Annotated in this window: 13 protein-coding genes; 7 read left to right on the top strand and 6 right to left on the bottom strand. The window is 73.2% G+C overall.

Going from position 1 to position 21541, the window contains the following annotated elements; all coding sequences use genetic code 11:
* Positions 1-4: 4 nt before the first annotated feature.
* The gene (gene ispG, locus OG559_RS04125) at positions 5-1177 is read left to right on the top strand and encodes a flavodoxin-dependent (E)-4-hydroxy-3-methylbut-2-enyl-diphosphate synthase (RefSeq protein ID WP_405112628.1); all 1173 of its coding nucleotides are present in this window, start codon (positions 5-7) and stop codon (positions 1175-1177) included.
* A gap of 189 nt (positions 1178-1366) precedes the next feature.
* Here ispG and OG559_RS04120 read toward each other — a convergent pair whose 3' ends face one another.
* Positions 1367-1969 (bottom strand): PadR family transcriptional regulator, encoded by a 603-nt coding sequence (locus tag OG559_RS04120; RefSeq protein WP_405112626.1) that lies wholly within the window; start codon positions 1967-1969, stop codon positions 1367-1369.
* A gap of 185 nt (positions 1970-2154) precedes the next feature.
* Here OG559_RS04120 and OG559_RS04115 point away from each other — a divergent pair, with 185 nt between their 5' ends.
* On the top strand, positions 2155-2994 hold the full coding sequence (locus OG559_RS04115) for a GNAT family N-acetyltransferase (RefSeq protein ID WP_405112624.1): 840 nt from the start codon (positions 2155-2157) through the stop codon (positions 2992-2994).
* A 182-nt stretch (positions 2995-3176) separates the two neighbouring features.
* The gene (locus OG559_RS04110) at positions 3177-6746 is read left to right on the top strand and encodes an ATP-binding cassette domain-containing protein (RefSeq protein WP_405112622.1); all 3570 of its coding nucleotides are present in this window, start codon (positions 3177-3179) and stop codon (positions 6744-6746) included.
* A gap of 81 nt (positions 6747-6827) precedes the next feature.
* Here OG559_RS04110 and OG559_RS04105 read toward each other — a convergent pair whose 3' ends face one another.
* The 5 genes from OG559_RS04105 to OG559_RS04085 all read right to left on the bottom strand — a co-directional run bounded on the left by OG559_RS04105 (position 6828) and on the right by OG559_RS04085 (position 15765).
* The gene (locus tag OG559_RS04105; protein WP_405112619.1) at positions 6828-7895 is read right to left on the bottom strand and encodes an NADH:flavin oxidoreductase/NADH oxidase; all 1068 of its coding nucleotides are present in this window, start codon (positions 7893-7895) and stop codon (positions 6828-6830) included.
* Between the two features lie 113 nt (positions 7896-8008).
* A complete protein-coding gene (locus tag OG559_RS04100; RefSeq protein WP_405116371.1) occupies positions 8009-9298 on the bottom strand; it encodes a dicarboxylate/amino acid:cation symporter in 1290 nt (429 codons plus the stop codon).
* 288 nt (positions 9299-9586) lie between these two features.
* The gene (locus OG559_RS04095) at positions 9587-13909 is read right to left on the bottom strand and encodes a LamG-like jellyroll fold domain-containing protein (protein WP_405112616.1); all 4323 of its coding nucleotides are present in this window, start codon (positions 13907-13909) and stop codon (positions 9587-9589) included.
* A gap of 169 nt (positions 13910-14078) precedes the next feature.
* The gene (locus tag OG559_RS04090; RefSeq protein WP_405112614.1) at positions 14079-14807 is read right to left on the bottom strand and encodes a DUF998 domain-containing protein; all 729 of its coding nucleotides are present in this window, start codon (positions 14805-14807) and stop codon (positions 14079-14081) included.
* Positions 14800-15765, bottom strand: a complete 966-nt coding sequence (locus OG559_RS04085; protein WP_405112611.1) for a glutathione S-transferase family protein — start codon at positions 15763-15765, stop codon at positions 14800-14802. The genes OG559_RS04090 and OG559_RS04085 overlap by 8 nt, the downstream gene beginning before the upstream one ends.
* Positions 15766-15879: 114 nt before the next feature.
* Between OG559_RS04085 and pcaF the strand changes: the two genes are divergently transcribed.
* The 4 genes from pcaF to OG559_RS04065 all read left to right on the top strand — a co-directional run bounded on the left by pcaF (position 15880) and on the right by OG559_RS04065 (position 20738).
* Positions 15880-17085, top strand: coding sequence for a 3-oxoadipyl-CoA thiolase (gene pcaF / locus OG559_RS04080; protein WP_405112608.1), 1206 nt, complete (start codon positions 15880-15882; stop codon positions 17083-17085).
* Positions 17086-17244: 159 nt separating this feature from the next.
* Positions 17245-18057, top strand: coding sequence for an SAM-dependent methyltransferase (locus OG559_RS04075; protein WP_405112605.1), 813 nt, complete (start codon positions 17245-17247; stop codon positions 18055-18057).
* Between the two features lie 6 nt (positions 18058-18063).
* Positions 18064-20241, top strand: coding sequence for a putative bifunctional diguanylate cyclase/phosphodiesterase (locus tag OG559_RS04070; protein ID WP_405112602.1), 2178 nt, complete (start codon positions 18064-18066; stop codon positions 20239-20241).
* The gene (locus tag OG559_RS04065) at positions 20238-20738 is read left to right on the top strand and encodes a DUF456 domain-containing protein (protein ID WP_405112599.1); all 501 of its coding nucleotides are present in this window, start codon (positions 20238-20240) and stop codon (positions 20736-20738) included. The genes OG559_RS04070 and OG559_RS04065 overlap by 4 nt, the downstream gene beginning before the upstream one ends.
* Positions 20739-21541 lie beyond the last annotated feature (803 nt).

Here is a 21541-nt window from a genome sequence, read left to right as displayed (position 1 = left end):
TGAAGTGACCGCAGTCAGTCTCGGTATGCCCGCCGCGCCGCCCCCCGCGCTCGCCCCCCGGCGGCTCAGCCGCCAGATCATGGTCGGCTCCGTGCCGGTCGGTGGTGGCGCGCCGGTGTCGGTGCAGTCGATGACCACCACCCTCACCTCCGACGTCAACGCCACCCTCCAGCAGATCGCCGAGCTGACCGCGTCGGGGTGCCAGATCGTCCGGGTGGCCGTGCCGAGCCAGGACGACGTCGAGGCGCTGCCGGCGATCGCCCGCAAGTCGCAGATCCCGGTCATCGCCGACATCCACTTCCAGCCCAAGTACGTCTTCGCCGCGATCGACGCCGGCTGCGCCGCCGTGCGGGTGAACCCGGGCAACATCCGGCAGTTCGACGACAAGGTGAAGGAGATCGCCAAGGCAGCCGGCGCCGCCGGGGTGCCGATCCGGATCGGGGTGAACGCCGGCTCGCTGGACAAGCGGCTGCTCGCCAAGTACGGCAGGGCCACCGCCGAGGCGCTGGTCGAGTCGGCGCTGTGGGAGTGCTCGTTGTTCGAGGAGCACGGCTTCCGGGACATCAAGATCTCGGTGAAGCACAACGACCCGGTGGTGATGATCCGGGCGTACCGGCAGCTCGCCGAGAAGTGCGACTACCCGCTGCACCTCGGCGTGACCGAGGCCGGGCCGGCGTTCCAGGGCACCATCAAGTCGGCGGTCGCCTTCGGCGCGCTGCTGGCCGAGGGGATCGGCGACACGATCCGGGTCTCGCTGTCGGCCCCGCCGGTGGAGGAGATCAAGGTCGGCAACCAGATCCTGGAGTCGTTGGGGCTGCGCGAGCGGGGCCTGGAGATCGTTTCCTGCCCGTCCTGCGGCCGGGCGCAGGTCGACGTCTACAAGCTGGCCGAGGAGGTCACGGCCGGTCTTGAGGGGCTGCCGGTGCCACTGCGGGTGGCCGTGATGGGCTGCGTCGTCAACGGCCCGGGCGAGGCCCGCGAGGCTGACCTCGGCGTCGCCTCCGGTAACGGCAAGGGGCAGATCTTCGTCAAGGGCAAGGTCGTCAAGACCGTCCCGGAGGCGCAGATCGTGGAGACCCTGATCTTCGAGGCGCTCCGAATCGCCGACGAGATGGGCGCGGAACTCCCCGAAGACCTCCGGGGCCTGGTCCCAGGCCCCACGGTCACGGTCCACTGACCCACCCACCCGGGCACGTCGCGCCCCGGGTGGACACGCCCCTGCCCGGGCGGCAAATTCAAGGAAAGAGTGGCCATTCCCCGCGGAATGGCCACTCTTTCCTTGAATTTGCGCGGGAGGTGGGCGCGGGAGGCGGGCGTGGCGTAGGAGGCGGGCGTGGGAGGTGGGAGTAGGCGGGGGTGGGGTGGGTCAGTCGGATTCGGCGAGGATGGCGTAGAGCTTGCGGCGGGTTTCGGCGAGCACCTGGGCGGCCCGTTCCCGCTGGTCGTCGGTGCCGGTCGTCATCACCTGGCGTAGCGCCTGCATCGCCTGGTTGCCGGCGTCGCGGATGTCGTGCCAGCTGTTGACCGTGTCCTCGGCGAACTCGCCCCACGGCGGGGCCTGCGCCGCTTCGTCGGCCTCGGCGCGGCCCGCCTCGGTGACCGTGAACCGCTTCCGGCCGCCGCCGGCCTCCTCGGTCGCGACGGTGACGACGCCCTCGTCCTCCAGGAGTTGGAGCGTCGGGTAGATCGACCCGGGGCTGGGCCGCCAGGCCCCGCCGGTGCGGGAGTCGATCTCCTGGATCATCTCGTACCCGTGCATGGGGCGTTCGGTGAGCAGGGCCAGCACGGCGGCCCGCACGTTGGGCCGGCGTCCCCGGCCGCGTCCCTGGTGACCGCCCCGGCCGCCCCCGTGCCCGTGCGGGCCGGGTGGGAACGGCGGCCCGGGGGGACCGGGCGGGAACGGCGGGAAGCCGAAGCCGCGCATCCGGGCCTCGTGCTCGTGTACGTGCATCCGCTGGTGGAAACCCATCAGGGTTCTCCCTTCAATGTTCTGTCGCTGATGCATCAACGATATATCGCCAACGTGTCGGCGACAAGGTTCCGTGCTGTCGGACGTGCGTCGGGGACGCCCCGGCTCGATGTCCGGCGTGCCCATCCCGGTGGGCTCGGCACTCGGCCGGCGAGGCGGCGGGGTGATCTGGCAGGCTGGTAACCGTGCTGACGGTGCCGGTACGGCAATTGGGGGAATCGGAGCGCCGCGCGGTCGAGCGGCTGCTCGACCTCGACCCGTTCGCGGGAGCGCAGGTCGCCGAGCGAATCGCCGCGCGAGGGCTGGCCTGGTGGCGGGCCGAGGGGCGGATCCTCGGGTACGGCGCACGCCGTAGCCTGGAGTCGATCTGCTGGCTCGGCGGCAACCTCACACCGGTGCTCGCCTCGGAGCCCGCCGTCGCCGCCTACGCCGAACTGCTCGCCGCCGAGGAACGCCTCTGCTCCTCCATCGTCGGCCGGGCGGACGCGGTGCTCGGGCTGTGGGATCGGCTCTGCGGGCACTGGGGGCCGGCCCGGGACGTCCGACCCAACCAGCCGCTGCTGGCCGCCGACGCGCTGCCGGCGGTGGTCGTCGACCCCGAGGTGCGGCTGGTACGCGCCAACGAGATCGACCTGCTCTTCCCGGCGGCCGTGGCCATGTACACCGAGGAGGTGGGCGTCTCGCCGTTGGCCGAGGACGGCGGGCACGGCTACCGGCGGCGGGTCACCGACCTGGTCCGGGCCGGTCGGGCGTACGCCCGGTTCGTCGACGGCCAGGTGGTGTTCAAGGCCGAGCTGGCGGTGGTGACCCGGCGTACCGCACAGGTCCAGGGGGTCTGGGTGTCGCCGCAGTGGCGCGGCCGGGGGCTCGCCACGGCGGCGATGGCGGCGGTGACCAGGGACGCGCTGCTGCGGGTCGCCCCGACGGTCAGCCTGTACGTCAACGACTTCAACCTGCCCGCCCGCCGCGTCTACGAGCGGTGCGGCTTCCGCCCGGTCGGCACCCTCGCCACCGTGCTGTTCTGAGTGTGCGGGGAAGCTCCCCTCGCTGACACCCGCGCCTGACCGGGCTCCCTCCGGCGGCCCCGGCCCTCCGGCGGCCCGGGCATGGCCCCGGCGGCGTACCCCGATGGGGTAAATGCGTTGAACGGCGCGGCCGGATCACGCAGGGTGGAGGCACCGCCGCCCCGGAGTCCGGAGGGACCGACATGCGCCTTTTCCGTGACCTGTGGGCCACCTCGGCCCGCCGGATGACGGTCGTCGCCGTGCTGATCGTGCTCGGCGGCACCGGCCAGGCCGCCGCGGCGGCGCTCGCCGGCCCGGTGCTGGTGCACCGCTCGGGGGTGCTGTTCGCCGTCCTCGCGGTGGCGCTCTGCGCCGCGGTCGTCACCGACCTCGCCATCGGGCTGGTGATGGCCGGGCTGACCGCGGACTGGTCCGCCGACGTCCGGCGGCGGCTGTGCCGGGTGGCGTTCGGGCAGGACCTGCCCACCCTGGAGGGAACCCCGGTCGGGGAGCTGCTGGACCGGATCGACGGGGACGTCTACCAGGTGGCCTCCGAGGTGCGCGGGCACGGCGTACGGATCGCCCAGATGTCCGCCACGGGCCTGCTCTCCACCGTCGTCGCACTGGTGGTCTGGTGGCCGGCCGGCGTGAGCATGCTCACGCTGACGGCGTTGCTCGTGGTCGTGCTGCGCCGGCCGACCCGGCGGATCGCCCCGGCCCGGATGGCCGAGGAGGAGGCCTGGACGGACCTCGCCGCCGTGATGGAGGAGGCCGTCCACGGCCAGGACGACGTGCGCACCAGCCTGGCCCGGCCGTACGTGCTGCGGCTCTACGCCCGGCGGGCGGCCGAGGTGCTGGCCCGGGGGCGGCCGGTGTGGCGGATGTCGGCGGAGGTCACCGCCGTCGGCGCCGGGATCATCCGGGTCGGCATCGTCGGGGTGGTCCTCGGCGGGGCCTGGGCGCTGGCCTCCGGCCGGATCGACGCGGCCCGGCTGACCGCCGTCTGGCTGCTGGTGCTCGCCTTCGGCGCGACCGTCGAGCACATCAGCCGGATGGTGCCCGAGTTGCAGTACGCGCTCGGCGCCTGGGGGCGGGTGCAGCTTCTCCAGGACTCCCGGCAGGAGCCGACCGGCGGCCGGGAGCCCGCCGAGGGCGACCTGGTCGTGCGGAACCTCACCTTCCGCTACCCGGAGGGTGGGGCGGAGGGCGACCGCGCGCCGGCGCTGCGCGACGTCTCGCTGAACTTCGTCCGGGGCCGGTCGTACGCCCTGGTCGGGCGGACCGGGTCCGGTAAGTCCACCCTGGCCAAGGTGCTCACCCGGGCGGTGGACCTGCCGCGCGGCACCGTGCTGCTCGGCGGGGCGGACCTGCTCGACCTGGACGTCGAGCGGCTGCGCCGGTGGGTGGCCGTGGTGCCGCAGCGCACCGAGATCCTGGCCGGCACGCTCGCCGAGAACGTCGCCCTGTTCGACCCGGCCCTGCTCGACGACGCCGCCCGGGCGCTGCGCGAGCTGGGCCTGGCCGGTTGGGTCGCCGAGCTGCCCGACGGCCTGGACACCCGGCTCGGTGAGGGCGGGCACGTGCTGTCCGCCGGGCAGGAGCAGCTCGTCGCGTTCGCCCGGATCCTGGTCCGCGACCCGCACGTGGTGATCCTCGACGAGGCCACCGCCCGGCTGGACCCGGTCACCGAGACGCTGGTGCAGCGGGCCACCGAGCGGCTGCTCACCGACCGGATCGGCATCGTCATCGCCCACCGGCTCTCCTCGGTCCGCGGCTGCGACGAGGTGGTGGTGCTGGCCGACGGGGCGGTGGTCGAGTCCGGCCCGCTGCGCTCGTCGGAACGGTTCGCCGAGCTGCTGGCCGTCAGCCACGCTTCCGCGTATGCCGAGGCGGGAGCGGCCGGGCGGAGCGGCGGCACGGCGCTGCTGACCGATCCGCCGCCGGCCCCGGCCCCGGGTGCCGGTCCCGGTTCCAGTTCCGCCGGGGCGAGCGTGCCGGGTGCCGGTCCTGCCGGGGCGAGCGTGCCGGGCGCCGGTCCCGGCGTGCCGGTCGGCGCGGCCCGGACGAAGGTCGAGCCGCCCCCGCTGCCGCCGACGCCGCCCGCCCGGACGATGCGGGAGATCCTGCGCCTGACCACCAACGACCCCCGGTACGGCCTGACCGCGATCGCGCTGTTCGGGTTCGGGGGGCTGCTCGGCCTGGACGGCTCGGTGCTGCCCTGGCTCTGGGCCGACATGGTGGACGGCTCCGGCGGGCCGTGGTGGCCGGCGGTCGGGATCGTGACCGCGCTGCTGGTGACCACGCCGGTGCCCTACTTCACCAGCTACTGGTTCCCCAACTGGTGGGTCCGCCAGATGCTGCGGATCAGCCTGCGGCTGGTGCACGGGCAGACCGGCCCGCGCCGGATCAGCGGACACACCCCGGCCGAGGTGGTCGCCCAGGGCGGCGACACCGAACGGGTGGTGATCCTCGCCGACAACCTGCTCGACCAGGCCATCGCCCTGCTCATCGTGGTCACCATGACGCTGGTCTCCGGCAGCCTGGTGCCGGCCGCGTTCTTCGCCGGGACGATGGTCGTCTCCGGGCTGGCGGCGACGCTGTTCGGGCCGCGTCTGGAACGGTCCGCCCGGGCCACCGTCGCGGCCCGGGCGGCGTTCGCCACCTCGCTGGTGTCGTCCCTGTCGGCCGCCCGCACGGTGAAGCTCGCCGGCGCCACCCGTCCGGTGCTGGCCCACCTCGCCGACCTCGACGCCACCCGCAGCGAGCAGCAGCGCCGGGAGATCTCCGTGCTGGTCTGGTCCCGTTCCACGCCGGCCCTGGTCAGCGGCCTGCTGCCGATCGGCGCCTGGGCGCTCTACCTCAGCGGCGGGCTGTCCGCCGGGGCCACCCTGGTCGCGGTGTCCACCCTCGGCGCGGCCCGCTGGTTCGCGTGGACCACGGCGTCCCTGGTCTCGCAGCTCCCGTCGGCCCGGGTGTGGACGCGTCGGACGGTGGCGATGGCCGGGGTGGGGACGTACTCGGCGCCGGTGGACGGGGTGGACCTGGCCGCCGGGACCGCGTCCGCGCCCGAGCCCCCGCCCCGGCACCCACTGCGCCGGCTGGACCTGGTCGGCTTCGGCGCGCTGCACACCGACGGGACGCTCGCCGTCCGGGACGTCGACCTGACCGTCGAACGCGGCCAGCTCGTGCTCGTCGTCGGGCCGGTCGGCTCCGGCAAGTCCTCGCTGCTGCGCGCCCTGGCCGGGATCGTGCACCACACCGGCGCGCTGCGCTGGAACTCCGAGCCGGTCACCTCACCGGAGCTGTTCCTGCGCCCCCAGCAGGTCGGCTACGTGGGCCAGCTCCCCCGGGTGCTCTCCGGCACGGTCTGCGACAACGTCGCGCTCGGCCACGACGTGGACGCGGCCGGCGCGGTGTCGACCGCCCAGCTCGACCACGACCTGGCCGCCGCCGGGGGCGGGCTCGGGCTGCTCATCGGGCACAAGGGGACCCGGCTCTCCGGCGGGCAGCTGCAGCGGCTGGCGCTGGCCCGGGCGCTGGCCCCGCGTACGGAGCTGCTGGTCGCAGACGACGTGTCGTCGGCGCTGGACGTCACCACGGAGCTGGAGCTGTGGGCGGCGCTGCGGAAGAACGGGGTGACGGTGGTCGGCTCGACATCGAAGCGGGCGGCGCTGGTCCGGGCCGACCAGGTGGTGGTGCTGATCGGCGGGACGGTGGCGGCCCGGGGCCCGTGGCGGGACCTGGAGGACGACTGGGGTCACCTGGCGGGCTGACCGGCCCTTCCCCGCGCGCCCCCGCCGGACCTTGGACAGTTGCCGTTGCATGCGAACGGCAACTGTCCAAGGTTCCCGACGTCAGAGGGCGCGGGCGTACTGGGCCGGCCAGGACGGTGCGGCGCCGAGCTTGGCCGCCGCCCGGCGGGGCCAGTACGGGTCGCGCAGCAGCTCCCGGCCGAGCAGGACCAGGTCGGCCTCCCCGCCGGCCACGATCTGCTCGGCCTGCTCGGGCTCGACGATCAGGCCGACCGCGCCGGTCGGCACCCCGGCCTCCCGGCGGATCCGCGCGGCCAGCGGCACCTGGTAGCCGGGGCCGACCGGGATGGCGGCCCGGGCGGAGGCGCCGCCGGAGGAGGCATCCACCAGGTCGACGCCGGCCGCCGCCAGCTCACCGGCGAGCACCACGCTGTCCTCGACGGTCCAGCCGTCCTCGGTCCAGTCGGTGGCGGAGATCCGGGCCAGCACCGGCACGTTCTCGCCGACCGCCGCGCGGACCGCGCGGGCCACCGCGAGGGTCAGCCGCATCCGGCCGGCCCGGTCGCCGCCCCAGCCGTCGGCGCGGTGGTTGGTCAGCGGGGACAGGAACTCGTGCAGCAGGTAGCCGTGCGCGGCGTGGATCTCCACGGCGGCGAACCCGGCGTCCACCGCCCGTCCGGCGGCCGTGGCGAACGCCTCGACCACGCCCGCGAGCCCGGCGTCGTCGAGCGCGGTCGGCACCCGGTACTCGGGCACGAACGGCTTCGCGCCGGGGCCGACCGGGGTCCAGCCGCCCTCGGCGTCCGGCACCCCGCCGCGATGCTCCGCCCACGGCCGGTACGTCGACGCCTTGAACCCGGCGTGCGCGAGCTGGACGGCCGGCACCGCGCCCTGCGCGGCGACGAAGGCGGTGACGGGCCGCCACGCGTCGACGTGGGCGGCGGACCAGAGGCCGGTGTCCTGGGGGCTGATCCGGCCCTCGGGCACCACGGCGGTCGCCTCGGTGATCACCAGGCCGACGCCGCCGACCGCGCGGGCCCCCAGGTGCACCCGGTGCCAGTCGGTGGGCAGGCCGTCCGGGCCGGCGCTGTACTGGCACATCGGGGCCAGGGCGACCCGGTTGGGCAGGGTGACGGCCCGTAGGGCCAGCGGGGTGAACAGACTGCTCATGTACGGATCCTCTCCGGCCCAGGCGCAGGCGCGGGCTTCAGGGACGCGTGATCAAGAGGTCTACGTCAGGAACGATCTCCGCGGTGACGCAGACCTCTTGATCAACACGGGTGTCAGGCGGGGACGGGGCTCGGGTCGTCGGTGCGGACGGGAACGTCCGGTTCGGTCAGGTCCCGGCGGCCGGCCGAGTCGTACGCGGCCCGGTCGAGGGTGCCCTCGCGGGCGGCGACGATGGTCGGGACGACGGCCTGACCGGCGACGTTGGTGGCGGTGCGGATCATGTCCAGGATCGGGTCGATGGCCAGCAGCAGGCCGGCACCGGCCAGCGGCAGGCCCAACGTGCTCAGGGTCAGCGTGAGCATCACGATCGCGCCGGTCAGGCCGGCGGTGGCCGCCGAGCCGACCACGGAGACGAACGCGATCAGCAGGTAGTCGCCGACGCCGAGGTCCACCCCGAAGACCTGCGCCACGAAGATCGCCGCGAGGGCCGGGTAGATCGCCGCGCAGCCGTCCATCTTCGTGGTGGCGCCGAACGGCACCGCGAACGAGGCGTACTCGCGGGGGACGCCGAGGCGCTCGACGGAACGCTGGGTCACCGGCATCGTCCCGACCGAGGAGCGGGAGACGAAGGCCAGCTCGATGGCCGGCCAGGCGCCGGCGAAGAAGCGCAGCGGGTTGAGCCGGCCGGCGACGGCCAGCAGCAGTGGGTAGACCACGAACAGCACGATCGCGCAGCCGACGTACACGGCGGTGGTGAACTTCGCCAGCGGGGCCAGCAGGTCCCAGCCGTACGAGGCGACGGCGTGGCCGATCAGGCCGAGGGTGCCGATCGGGGCGAGCCGGATCACCCACCACAGCGCCTTCTGCACGATGGCCAGCAGCGACCGGTTGAGCGCCACGAACGGCTCGGCGGCCTCGCCGACCAGCAGCGCGGCGGCGCCCACCACCAGGGCCAGGAAGACGATCTGGAGCACGTTGCCCTCGACGAACGCGCCGACCGGGTTGGTCGGCACGATGCCGGTCAGGAAGTCCGTCCACGAGCCGGTGGCCTTCGGCGGGGCGGCCCCGCCGACGTCCAGGGTGACGCCCCGGCCCGGGTCGGTGAGCAGGCCGATGCCGATGCCGATGCCCACCGCGATCAGGGCGGTGACGCCGAACCAGAGCAGCGTCTTCAGCGCCAGCCGGGCGGCGTTGGCCACGCCGCGCAGGCTGACCACGCTGACCACGATGGCGGTGAAGACCAGCGGCGGCACGGCCAGCTTGAGCAGCTGGACGAAGAGGCCGCCGACGGTGTCGAGGGTGCTGGCCAGCCAGCTCAGGTCGTTGGCGCGGGCGAGGAAGCCCAGCGCCACGCCGAGGACGAGGCCGAGCAGGATCTGCAGGGAGAAGGGGAACTTGCGCAGGGCGGAAGCCATGAGGATGCGTCCAGGGGTCTGGGGGCGGTCGGTCGGGCGGGCGTCAGGAGACGGGCCGCGCCGGACAGATGCCGCTGGCCTGCCGTCGGAGGTCGACGTACAGGCGCACGGTGAGGTGCCAGACGTTGGTCATCGCCTGCCGACGATACGCCGGTCGGTCCTCTGCTGGAAGGACCGACCGGCGTGAGATGCCTTACCGGCGTGAGTCGTCGCCCGGCCGGGACGCGGGGCGTGGTGGCCGGCGGGGAGGGCGCACCGTCCCTCCCCGCCGGCGGGCTAGCCGAGGGCCCTCGGCTGCGCGGCGAGCAGCACCTCCGTCCAGCCGGACGCGTCCACCGGGTCGGTGGTGAAGGAGGCGATGTCGGTGCCGATGCCGTCGTACGGGTTGGCGTCCAGGTAGCGGTAGAGGGAGGTGTTGGTGTGCTGTCCGTAGATGACCCCGCCACCCGGCGAGGCCAGGTGGGTCATGACCTGCCAGGTGCTGGGGCGCAGCTCGTACCGGAGCCAGTCGCCCGGACCGTTGATCTTGTAGGTGAGCAGGGCGCCCGCACTGGTGGTGCCCATGATCCATCCAGGGCCGGTGGACGTCAGGGTGTGCAGGGCGAAACCGCCGTCGATGAGCGTGTTGTTGATGATCGTCGCGTTGGTCGGCTTCGCGCTGGTGACGTCGTACCGGCGCAGGTAGCCGTCGGCGATGCCGAACAGCTTCCCGGCGCCGTCGTAGGTGAGGCGCTCGTGGGTCCAGCCCCCGCCGATCTGCGTCAGCGGCCCGAAGGTCAGGTCACGGTCGTTGGTCAGCACGTCGAGCCGGTACAGCACGCCGCTCGGGGACGTCACCAGCAGCGTGTTGCCGTTGAGGACCGCCATCGCCTTCGGTACGAAGGTCAGCGGCGATGCCGAGACCAGAGTCTTGGTCCGGTTGCCGGTGCCCGCATCGATCTGTGAGTAGGTCAGCCGTCCGTCGGGACGCACGCCGTACAGGGTGACGTTGCCGATGAAGACCTCGTTCCAGGTCTGCACCATCGCCATCTCGCCGGAGAACCAGCCGCCGTGGGCCGTGGCCGACGTGCGGTGGCTGCCGATGCGCATGTTGCCCGTGGCGTTGAAGACGGTGCCGTGCGTGGCGTGGCCCACGTTGGTGCCGTTGACGTACAGCGTCATGGCATCGGTGTTCGTGTTGAAGGTCGCCGTCACCTGCGTCCACACGCCGGGCCGGAGGCTGCCCGCGCCGGAGGTGACGGTGTCCCAGACCGGGGCCGCGACGTCGGTGCGGGGCATCGCGAAGCGCCAGGACTTGTCACTGCCCTCGGCCCAGAGCCGGTATCCGGCGGTGTTGACGCCGTTCTGGGACATTACGGTCCCACCCGCCGAGGTGGGCTTCACCCAGGCGGAGACGGTGAAGTCGGCGTTGGTGGCGAAGGCCGGACCCGTGGTGGTCAGCGTTCCGCCAGTGCCGTCGAAGACCACGTCGGGGTCGAACATGTCGCCGGTGTTCCAGGTGGCCCCGGCGGTGCCGGTGGCGTGCAGCGTGCCACCGGTGTCCCGGGCCGTGCTCACGGTGCCGCCCGTGCTGTCGTTGAGCTGCCAGGTGTGGTCCGAGGTGACCAGGGTCTGCGCCGGTTGGGCGGCGATCGTCCCGGTGCCGCCGGTCAGGCCGGAGACCAGCCAGGCGGTCCCCGTCGCCGCCGCGCCCGTCGCCCAGAGGTCGGGGGTGCCGTCGCCGTTGATGTCGGCGGCACGCAGGGTGATGGCGGCTCCGGTGTTCCAGGCGGTGGAGAGGGCGTAGGGGGTGTAGGTGAGTTCGCCAGTGTCGGGGTTGACGGTGAGGTCGGTCCACAGGTGTAGGGCACCGGTGGTGCGGTTCCAGAGGAACATGGCGGTGCCGGTGGTGAGTTGGGCGGTGGCGATGGTCCAGTTGTTCCAGTCGGTGCCGCCGGTGGGGGTGGTGGCGGTGGTGTGGAATGCGCCGAGGTAGCCGCCGGGTGCGCCGAGGTTGGGGTGGTAGGTGAGGTGGTAGCCGGTGGTGGGGTTGCCGCTGGTGCCGATGAGGTCGGGGTAGGGGGAGGCGAGGCGGCGGGTGTCGCCGGCGTTGGCGAGTTGGAGAGGGCGGTTGTCGTCGGGGTCGTGGAGTTGGCTGGGGTCGATGGTGTACTGGTTGCCGCTGAGCTGGGCCTGGATGATGGAGCCGTCGCCGTTGGCGCGCAGTACGCCTGCTCCGCCTGGGTTGACGCCGCCGGGGTAGTAGACGAGGACGTCCTGGAGTCCGGTGCCGGTGAAGTGGCCGGTGATGGCCTGGGCGCCGTCGAAGTCGGCGGGGGCGTTGTTCCCGGTGACGCCGTTGCCCCGCGCGCCGATGTCGGTCGCGGCGGCCAGCACCCCGGCGCTGCGGCCGGGCAGCAGCCAGAGCCCCGACGGCATCGAGTTGCTCGCACCCACCTTGAGCAGGTCGGCCGCGCCGTCCCCGGTCAGGTCGGCATCGAAGGCGGCGGTGGCGGCCGGATTGGAGTTGAACGTGACGCTGGCCGACTCGCCGATGTTGCCGCCGGTGGACACGCTGGTGACGGTCAGGGTGTTGGTGAACCGGGTCGGAGTGAGGTCGACGGTCGCCGCGCCGTTGGCGTCGGCTGAGACGTCGACCGGCGGGCCGGCATTGAGCTGGTAGACGTAGCCGCTGGGCGCGGTGCCGGTGGCCGGCGGGGCGACGGTGAAGGTGGCAGCCTGGCCGATGGTGGTGCCGCCCGGCGGGGTGACCTCGGGTGGGCCGGCGCGGGTGGGGTCGAAGGTGAGCTTGCAGGTGGCCGACCAGGTGCTGGGGGTACGGAAGTCGGTCGCCTGGACCTTCCAGGAGAAGCCGGTGACCACGCCGGCGGCGGCGGTGCGCAGGGTCGTCACCGGGACGACGAGCACGGCCGTCGAGCCGGAGGAGTAGGTCAGCAGGTTCGGGTTGGAGGAGGCCAGGGCGGTCTCGGTGGTGTCGGTGGTCTTCCAGAGTTTGAAGGTGACGCCGAGGGTGCCGCCGTTGCGGTCCGAGACCGGGGCGTAGAGGGAGACCGCGCCGTCGCCGACGACGGTGGGGGTGGTGGCGGTGCAGGAGGTCTTGGGGGAGGTGGTCATCCCCGCCGGGGTGTCGGTCTTGTGGTTGTAGCGGATGGTGAGGGTGGGGCTGGTTTCGAGGAATTCTTTCCAGCTTTGGGTGTCGCTGGCGTCGTTGGCGGCGATCATGCGCAGGGTGCGGGTGGGTTTCTTGGCGGTGACGTCGGTTTCGATTTGGTTGGTGATGTCGAAGGAGACGGCGGTGGCGTTGCAGCCGCTGTAGCCGTGGGCGAAGCTTTTGGAGGCGGCGAGGGGGCCGTTGGCGATGCCTTCCCAGTGGTTCCAGGTGGCGTTTGAGGAGGTCAGGGTGGTGGCGGGGGCGTAGACGTTGACGGTTTTGGCGGTGCAGTTCCAGGATCGGGTGTTGGTGATTTTGAAGATGGCGTCGTAGATCTCGGCCCCGGCGAGGGTGCTGTAGGGGATGGGGAAGTTGATCAGGGTTTGGGAGCGTTGGCTGCCGGAGTTGCCGACCTGCATGCGGTTGAGTGGGTCGGGGGTGTTCTTCCAGTAGTTGGTGGACTGGTGTTGGTAGGAGATGGTGGCCCAGCCGGACATTTTCGGCCCGACCGGTGTCCAGGTGAATGTGGGGTCGATGTGGACGGGGTAGATGGTTGCGGGATTGTCGAGGAGTTTCCGGTCCGGGGTCAGGCGTAGTTTCCCGGGGCTGATGGCCACGCCGATGGTGGCGCTGCGGGCGGCGCGGCCCGGCTCGGTGGGGTTTGAGGTGGTCGTGCCGTGTTGTGTCGGGCCTGTCGTGGTGGTGGCGGAGGAGTCCCGCATGGTGGGGGTGGGGGCGGTGAGGACGGTTTGGCCGGTGCGGTCGTGGCCGGTGATGTTTCCTGCCGGGTCGGCGGTGAGGGTGATGCCCTTGGTCGATGTGGTCAGGTCGAGGGTGGTGAGTTTCGGGTTGGTCGCGGCTTGGCGGTTTCTGACGACGAAGACGTGGGAGAAGGCGCCTTCGCCGGTGATGGTGACGGTGAGGTCGATTCCGGGTAGGACGTTGGGGTAGGTGGCGGTGGGGCCGGTGAGGGTGGGTGTGGGTAGGGGCATGGGGGCGGTGAGTGTCAGGGCGCGGTCGCCGCTGGTCAGTTCGGCGAGGGGGCCGGTGCCGCCGGGGGAGAGGCGGACCTGGTTGGTGGTCACGGTCGGGGTGATGCTGCCGTCCGGGTGGCGGACCAGGGTCGGGTCGAGGGTCTTCCAGGCCCCGTCGACGCGGGTGCGGGTGGGCACCGCGGTCTGGGTCAGCTCGATGGTGCCATCGGGGCGGGCGGTGAGGGTGGCGGTGGACGTGCCGGCGGCGGTGGCCTCGACGGGCTTACCGGTGCGCCGGGCCTGGGCCACGGCCTCATCGACGCCCATTGAGGCCGGTGCCGGCTTGGCGGCTGCGGGAGCGGCAGGTGCGGCGGCGACTGGTGCGACGTGCAGGGCGACCCCGGCGGTGCCGAGGAACAGCGTGGCCGCCGCCGTGGACGCGATCAGAGGTCGTGGTGATCGTCTTTTGGGCATGACGAAGTGAACTCCCCCGTGCGGGGACGCGCATGGCGTCCGATGAGCGGCCAGTGAAGCAGCCATGACCGACTTCGGAAAGCGTCTCCGTAACCGTCGGTTGTCCCTTTCGAACTGGCTGCGATGCTTTTGCTCGCCTCGCCGGACATTCATCGTTACTGATTCGTGATCAGTCGAATCGCCTCGGACGCCTCCGGCCAGGGCCACCCCCCGTGTCCGGGCGCCGGGCGAGGGCGAGGGCGGTGGCCAGGCCCCAGGCGGCGCAGACCGCGAGCAGCACCCGCTCCAGCACGCCGACCAGGGTGCCCCGGCCGACGACGAGCATCGCCAGCCCCACCGCCCCGGCCAGCGGCAGCGACACCGCCGCGCCGCAGGCGGCGAGCCGCCGCAGCCGGGGTCCCGCGGCCGGGTTGAACAGCACCGCCAGCATCGCGAACACCACGGACGCCGTCGCCGCGATGCTCGCCCCGCCGTGCACCAGGTCGGCCACGGTGGCCGGCTCGAACGGCGGCAGCGGGCAGCCGGCGCTGCACGTCACCGCGCCGGAGAGCGCCGTGCACGCGCCACCGGCGGCGAGCAGGCCGGCCGCGATCCGCAGCGCCGCCGGCAGCGCCGCGGCGAGCAGCAGGAGCGCGCCGGCAAGGGCGAACACCCCGATCCGGTACGTCGGGGCGTACCCGCTGTCGGTGACGCCGGCCTCGCTGACGTACCCGGTCAGGCCGGGGCCCGGACCGGCGACCACGGCGACCGTCACCGAGACCACGCCGGCCAGGATGCAGCCGGCGGCCGACGCGGCGGCGACCCGGGACGCGGGTGATGCCGGGGCCGTGGCGGGACCGCCCGGCCGGCGTCGGGCACCGGCCTGCTCGGCCGGTGCCGGCCGGCGCCGGTCAGCCACGCCCGTGCGGCGTGGTCCAGCCGGAGGTGTCCGGACCCAGCGGCACGATCCCGGTCGGGTTGATCGCCGGGTGGGTGCCGTAGTAGTGCCGCTTGATGTGGTCGAAGTCGACCGTGTCGCCGAACCCGGGGGTCTGGAACAGGTCCCGGGCGTACGCCCACAGCACCGGCAGCTCGGTCAGCTTGTGCCGGTTGCACTTGAAATGCCCGTGGTACGCCGCGTCGAACCGGACCAGCGTGGTGAACAGCCGCACGTCGGCCTCGGTGATCGCGTCACCCGTCAGGTAGCGCCGGCCCGCCAGCCGCTCCGACAGCGCGTCGAGCCGGCCGAACAGCGCGGTGAACGCCTCGTCGTACGCGGCCTGGGAGGTGGCGAAGCCGCACCGGTAGACGCCGTTGTTGACGTCGCGGTGGATCTCGGCCATCAACGCGTCCAGCTCGTCGCGCAGCCCGGCCGGGTAGAGGTCCGGCGCGCCGGGGCGGTGCAGGCTGCGCCACTGCGTGGACAGGTCCAGGGTGAGCTGCGGGTAGTCGTTGCTGACCACCCGCCCGGTGAGCGTGTCGACCAGGGCCGGCACGGTCACCCGGCCGGTGTATCCCGGGTCGGTCGCCAGGTACGCCTCCGACAGGTACGAGATGCCGAGCGCCGGGTCCCGCCCGCCGGGGTCGAGGGTGAACCGCCAGCCCCGCTCGTCGCGGATCGGGTCGACCGTGGCGAGCGAGATCGCGTCGTCCAGGCCGAGCAGGCCCCAGACGATCCGGGCCCGGTGCGCCCACGGGCAGGCCCGGCACCAGACGAGGCGGTACCGGCCGGCTTCGAGTGGCCACCGGCCCTGGGCGTCCGGCCCGCCGCCGGGCGGGGAGTCGGAGTCGGGGGTGACCCGCCCGGTGAACCGGTTGGGTTGGCGGACGAACTCCCCGCTGCCGGAGGTCTCTGCGCTGAACTGGGCCCGGGCCATGCCGACAACCTATCGGCTCTCCGCGCGGATATCCTGGCCCGCGTCGCCGTGACCCGGCGGCCCCGTGACCCGGCGGCTTCGTGCCGGCCTTCCCACCCCCGAAGGACTACGTCGATGACCGTGGCATATCTCGTGGCCGGTGTCCGCACCCCGATCGGCCGGTACGCCGGCGCGCTGTCCGGGGTACGCCCCGACGACCTCGCCGCGCACGTGATCCGCGAACTGGTCGCCCGGCACCCGTCGGTCGACTGGGCCCGGGTCGACGACGTGGTGCTCGGCTGCGCCAACCAGGCCGGCGAGGACAACCGCAACGTGGCCCGGATGGCCGCGCTGCTGGCCGGGCTGCCCGGCGAGGTGCCCGGCAGCACCGTGAACCGGCTCTGCGGCTCCGGCCTGGACGCGCTGGCCACCGCCGCCCGGCAGATCGTCGCCGGGGAGGCGGAGCTGGTCGTGGCCGGCGGGGTGGAGAGCATGAGCCGCGCGCCGTTCGTCATGCCGAAGGCCACCTCGGCGTTCTCCCGGGCCCCCGAGGTGTTCGACACCACGATCGGCTGGCGGCTGGTCAACCCGCTGATGGAGAAGGAGTGGGGCATCGACTCGATGCCCGAGACCGCCGAGAACGTGGCCGCCGAGTACGGCGTCGACCGCGCCGCGCAGGACGCGTTCGCGTACCGCTCGCAGCAGCGGGCCGCCAGGGCGCAGGCCGGCGGCCGGTTCGCCGAGGAGATCGTGCCGGTGACCGTGCCGGCCGGGCGGCGCGAGACGAGGCTGGTCGAGGTCGACGAGCACCCCCGGGAGACCTCGCTGGCGAAGCTGGCCGCGCTGCCCACCCCGTTCCGGGCCGGCGGCACGGTGACCGCCGGCAACTCCTCCGGCGTCAACGACGGCGCGGTCGCCCTGCTGGTGGCGAGCGGGGCGGCGGTGGCCCGGTACGGGCTGACCCCGCTGGCCCGGGTCACCGGCGCCGCCGCCGCCGGGGTGCCGCCCCGGGTGATGGGGATCGGGCCGGTGCCGGCCACCCGCCGGCTGCTCGACCGGCTCGGCGTCGGCCTCGACCGGGTCGACGTGATCGAGCTGAACGAGGCGTTCGCCGCCCAGTCGGTGGCGGTGCTGCGCGAGCTGGGCCTGCCCGAGGACGCCGAGCACGTCAACCCCAACGGCGGCGCGATCGCCCTGGGGCACCCGCTGGGGGCCAGCGGCGCCCGGCTGGCGCTCACCGCCGCGCTGGAGTTGCGCCGCCGGGGTGGCCGGCGGGCGCTCGCCACCATGTGCGTCGGGGTGGGGCAGGGCATCTCGCTGATGCTGGAGTCAGTCGGCTGACCGGTACCGGGCGGCCGAATCGGATCTCGCCTACCGTGGAGTCCGCGGCTTAGAGTGTGGACCACCACAGACCTGCGGGTCGGCCGGCCACCGTCCGGGTGCGGCGCACCCGGCGGCCGGCGCGGCCCGTGGCGCGGCGACGATTGGCGGGAGCGACACATGCCGGACGGACTTCCCACCGAGATCGACCTGAGCCGGCCGAGCGCGGCCCGGGTCTACGACTACTTCCTCGGCGGCGCGCACAACTTCGAGATCGACCGGAGGCTGGCCGAGCAGATCGCCGGCATGACGCCGAACCTGCCCGCCACGATGCGCGCCGGCCGGGAGTTCCTGCGCCGCGCGGTCCGGGTGCTGCTCGACGCCGGCATCGACCAGTTCCTCGACATCGGCTCGGGGATTCCCACCGTGGGCAATGTCCACGAGGTGGCCCAGGGCGCGAACCCGAAGGCCCGGGTGGTCTACGTCGACATCGACCCGGTGGCCGTGGCGCACAGCCGGGAGCTGCTGGCCGGCAACGACCTGACCGGCGTGATCCATGCCGACCTGCGGGAGCCGGAGCGCATCCTCGCCGAGTGCCGGGCCTCGGGCCTGCTCGACTTCGGCCGCCCGGTCGGCATCCTGCTCGCCGGGGTGGTGCACTTCGTCCCGGACGCCGACCGTCCCGCCGACGTCCTGGCCACCCTGCGGGCCGCCGCCGTCCCCGGCAGCTTCCTGGTCGTCTCCCACTCCACGTTCGAGGACCAGCCGCAGGAGATGCTGGACGCGCAGCGGCTGTCGGCGCGCACCGACACCGAGATCACCCTGCGCTCCCGCGCCGAGGTCACCGGCTTCTTCGGCGACTGGACGGTCCTGGAGCCGGGCGTGGTGCACATGCCGCTGTGGCGACCCGACTCACCGTCCGACGTGGACGACCATCCCGAGCGGTTCGGCGCGTTCGGCGGCGTCGCCCGGTACGACCAGCCAGCCGGCTAGGCGGACATGACAGCCGTGCCGGAGCCCGGGGGCGAGCAGCTCAGCCGGGCCGGCGCCCAGGCGTACGCCGCCGGGTGGACCCGCGTGGCACGCCGTGTCGGGTTCGTGCCGCTGAGCGCCGACGAGACCGAGCGGCTCCTGCTCGTGCACACGGTACGGCTGGCCCAGGCGCTCCTCGCCGAGGCGTTCTCCGCCCAGCCCGCCGAGGACGTCGGCCGGGCGCTGGTCGAGGCGCACCTGACCGAGCCCGGGCTCCTGGACTGGTCGGTCACCGCGCTCGGGGAACGGTTCGCGGCCCAGGTGCTGCCGGGCCACGAGGCCCGGCCCGGCACGGCCGACCGGGTCGCCGCCCTCCAGGGCGCTCTCGCCGGGGGGTTCGCCCGGGCGCTGCGCGCCCGCACCTTCGCCCAGCAGGAACGCATCGCCCGCAGCGCGTGGCAGGCCCGGGACGAAGTCGAACAGGCCCTGCGGGACAGCGAGGCGCGGTTCCGGGCGCTCTTCACCGGAGCGGCGATCGGGATCGGCATCGCCGGCACGGACGGGCAGATCATCGAGGTCAACCAGTCCTTCGCCGACATGCTCGGCTACTCCGCCGAGGAACTGCGGCACACCAACGTGGCGGGGCTGTTCCACGCCGACGACGCCGCCGGGATGTGGGAGCTGTACCAGGAGCTGATCGGGGGCAAGCACGACTCGGCCCGGGTGAAGAAGCGCTACCACCGCAAGGACGGCAGTGTGGTGTGGACGGACCTGGCCGTCTCGCTGATCCGGTACGACGACGGACGGCCGCGCTTCACCGTGGCGATGATCGAGGACATCACCGAGCGGTACGAGCTGGAGCAGCGGCTGCGCTTTCAGGCGCTGCACGACCCGCTCACCGGCCTGCCCAACCGGACGCTGTTCTTCGAGACCCTCGGCGAGGTGCTCGGCGACGCCGGCCCGGACCACCGGATCGGGGTCTGCTTCCTCGACCTGGACGGCTTCAAGGCGGTCAACGACTGCCTCGGGCACGACCTCGGCGACCGGCTGCTGGTCGTGATCGCCCGCCGGCTGGCCGAGTGCGTCGCCGGGCACGGCCACCTGGTCGCCCGGATGGGCGGCGACGAGTTCGTCATCCTCGTCGACGGCGGCGACGGCATCGACGACGCGGTGGGCGTCGCGGAGATGGCCCTCGCGGCGGTCTCCGCCCCGGTGCACGTCGGTGACCAGCAGCTCGCGGTGTCGGCCAGCATCGGCATCGTGGACTGCCTGTGCGCCGAGACCAGCGCGTCGGAGCTGATGAAGGCCGCTGACACCACCCTGTACTGGGCCAAGGCGGAGGGGCGCGGCCGGTGGGCGGTCTACGACCCCGAGCGCAGCGCCCAGGACATCGCCCGTTCGGCGCTCGTCGCCGGCCTGCCCGCGGCGCTGGACCGGGGCGAGTTCGTCGTCCACTACCAGCCGATCGTGTCGCTGCGGAACTCCTCGATGGTGGCCGTCGAGGCGCTGGTCCGCTGGCAGCACCCGGAGCTGGGGCTGGTCGGGCCGGACCGGTTCATCGGGCTGGCCGAGGAGACCGGCCTGATCGTCCGGCTCGGCGAGTGGGTGCTCCGGCAGGCGTGCCGCGACGCCGAGGCGTGGCACCGGGAGTTCCCGGAGGCGAAGCTGGTGGTCAGCGTCAACCTGGCCGCCCGGCAGGCCGACGATCCGGGCATCGTCGACACGGTGGCGAGCGCGCTGAGCCGCACCGGGCTGCCCGCCGGCCTGCTCCAGTTGGAGCTGACCGAGAGCGCCGTGATGGGCACCCCGGGGGAGCCGCTGCGGTCGCTGCGCCAGCTCGCCGACCTCGGCGTACGGCTGGCGATCGACGACTTCGGCACCGGATACTCGAACCTGGCGTACCTGCGGCGGCTGCCCATCCACTGCCTCAAGCTGGCGGGGCCGTTCGTGGAGGGGATCCGGGCGGACGACCCGCTGGACCCGGCCGACCACCGCGACGAGCGGATCGTGGACGCGCTGGTCCGGCTGGCGCACGCCCTGGAGCTGTGGGTCACCGCCGAGGCGGTGGAGACCCAGGAGCAGGCCGAGCGGCTGCGCGGGCTGCACTGCGACACCGGGCAGGGGTGCTGGTTCGGTGCCCCGGCCCCGGCCGACGTGATCACCGCCCGGCTGCGCGGCGACGATCCCCCAGAGGGAGTGGCATGAGCCTGACGGACTCGCAGACGGTCGTCTCCGTGGTGGCCGCGCTGGCCATCGTGGCCGGGCTGGCCGGGGTGGTGGTGCCGGGGCTGCCCGCGCTGCCGCTGTGCTGGGGCGGGGTGCTGGTGTGGGCGCTGTTCGGCGACGCCGGGGCGGGCCGCTGGCTGGTGCTGGCCGCCGCGACCGTGGTCGCCGTCGGCGGTGCCGTGGTCAAGTACCTGTGGCCGGGGCGCAACCTGAAAAGCGCCGGGGTGCCGACGTCGTCCCTGCTGGCCGGCGGCGTGCTGGGGCTGGTCGGGTTCTTCGTGATCCCGGTGGTGGGGCTGGTGGTCGGCTTCGTCGGCGGGGTGTGGGGCGCCGAGCGGCTACGGCTGGGCAGCAACCAGCTCGCCTGGCCGTCGACGGTGCAGGCGCTCAAGGCCGCCGGCCTGTCGATGCTGGTCGAGTTCCTCGCCGGCCTGGTGATCGGCGTGCTCTGGGTCGCGGGCCTGCTGTTCGCGTGAGCAGACGCGGGCCTGCTGTTCGCGTGAGCGTCGGCGGTCGTCGGGTGCGCCGGGTGCGGCCGGGGTGGCGGCGCGGGGCGGATCGCCGTACGTGAGAGAGAGGTGAACGCCCCGCGCCGCCGCGCGGACCGGGCGTTGCCGAGCGCCCGGCCGGTGGCCCGTCCGGATCGGGCCTGGTCACAGGCTCAAGGATGCGCGTCGCCGTCTCCCGGGGGCAAGGCAATTAGGCGGTACGGAAGCGGCGGCGGGCTGGCCCCTCCCTCGGACCGAGGCGAAGCGGCCGGACAGCGCCGGCCCGGCAGCCGGCGGCACCTCGCTCGTCGACCGCTGCACCAGGTATTCCGGGGGTCGGTGAGCGATCGAGGAATGCTCTTCCAGAACGTGTCAGGACCGAGGTTGGTCTCGACCACTGCCAGGTCCGGTCGGTGCGCTCGTTTCGCCCGACTGCCGATATTCCCAGCGGCGGGAATGCCGTGTTATTGCGTTTGATCGGCACGAGAAGCGGCGTGATCGTTGACTGAATCCAAAGGCTGAAGCCTTTGCCGGAGTTTCCACTGCTGCGTCCGCTTTGTTGGAGCCACTATCGGTCGGACATCTCCCGACATGCTCTATTCCTGACATTATGGCTGACGCCGAGTCAGGAATGCGAGCCACCCCTTGACGTATACAACGCGGCATCCGAGAATCATGAATGCCACTGCGGGGAAGGGGTGGAAATCAGGGCCGACCATCGAGGTGGGTGGCGAACGACGCCACAGAAGGCAGCGGACCGATCAGCGCCGCAATTCCCAGCCATGGCAGCG

The organism is Micromonospora sp. NBC_01405 (assembly GCF_045040155.1).
Classification (GTDB): domain Bacteria; phylum Actinomycetota; class Actinomycetes; order Mycobacteriales; family Micromonosporaceae; genus Micromonospora.
The sequence above is the reverse complement of the archived record's forward strand: the minus strand, read 5'-3'. Positions and strand labels throughout refer to the sequence as shown.

What these genes read in the sequence shown, in the direction of transcription:
- OG559_RS04120 (WP_405112626.1), bottom strand. Translation starts at nt 1,969, where the DNA reads ATGGGTTTCCACCAGCGGATGCACGTACACGAGCACGAGGCCCGGATG.
- OG559_RS04110 (WP_405112622.1), top strand. Translation starts at nt 3,177, where the DNA reads ATGCGCCTTTTCCGTGACCTGTGGGCCACCTCGGCCCGCCGGATGACG.
- OG559_RS04105 (WP_405112619.1), bottom strand. Translation starts at nt 7,895, where the DNA reads ATGAGCAGTCTGTTCACCCCGCTGGCCCTACGGGCCGTCACCCTGCCC.
- OG559_RS04095 (WP_405112616.1), bottom strand. Translation starts at nt 13,909, where the DNA reads ATGCCCAAAAGACGATCACCACGACCTCTGATCGCGTCCACGGCGGCG.
- OG559_RS04085 (WP_405112611.1), bottom strand. Translation starts at nt 15,765, where the DNA reads ATGGCCCGGGCCCAGTTCAGCGCAGAGACCTCCGGCAGCGGGGAGTTC.
- pcaF (WP_405112608.1), top strand. Translation starts at nt 15,880, where the DNA reads ATGACCGTGGCATATCTCGTGGCCGGTGTCCGCACCCCGATCGGCCGG.
- OG559_RS04075 (WP_405112605.1), top strand. Translation starts at nt 17,245, where the DNA reads ATGCCGGACGGACTTCCCACCGAGATCGACCTGAGCCGGCCGAGCGCG.
- OG559_RS04070 (WP_405112602.1), top strand. Translation starts at nt 18,064, where the DNA reads ATGACAGCCGTGCCGGAGCCCGGGGGCGAGCAGCTCAGCCGGGCCGGC.
- OG559_RS04065 (WP_405112599.1), top strand. Translation starts at nt 20,238, where the DNA reads ATGAGCCTGACGGACTCGCAGACGGTCGTCTCCGTGGTGGCCGCGCTG.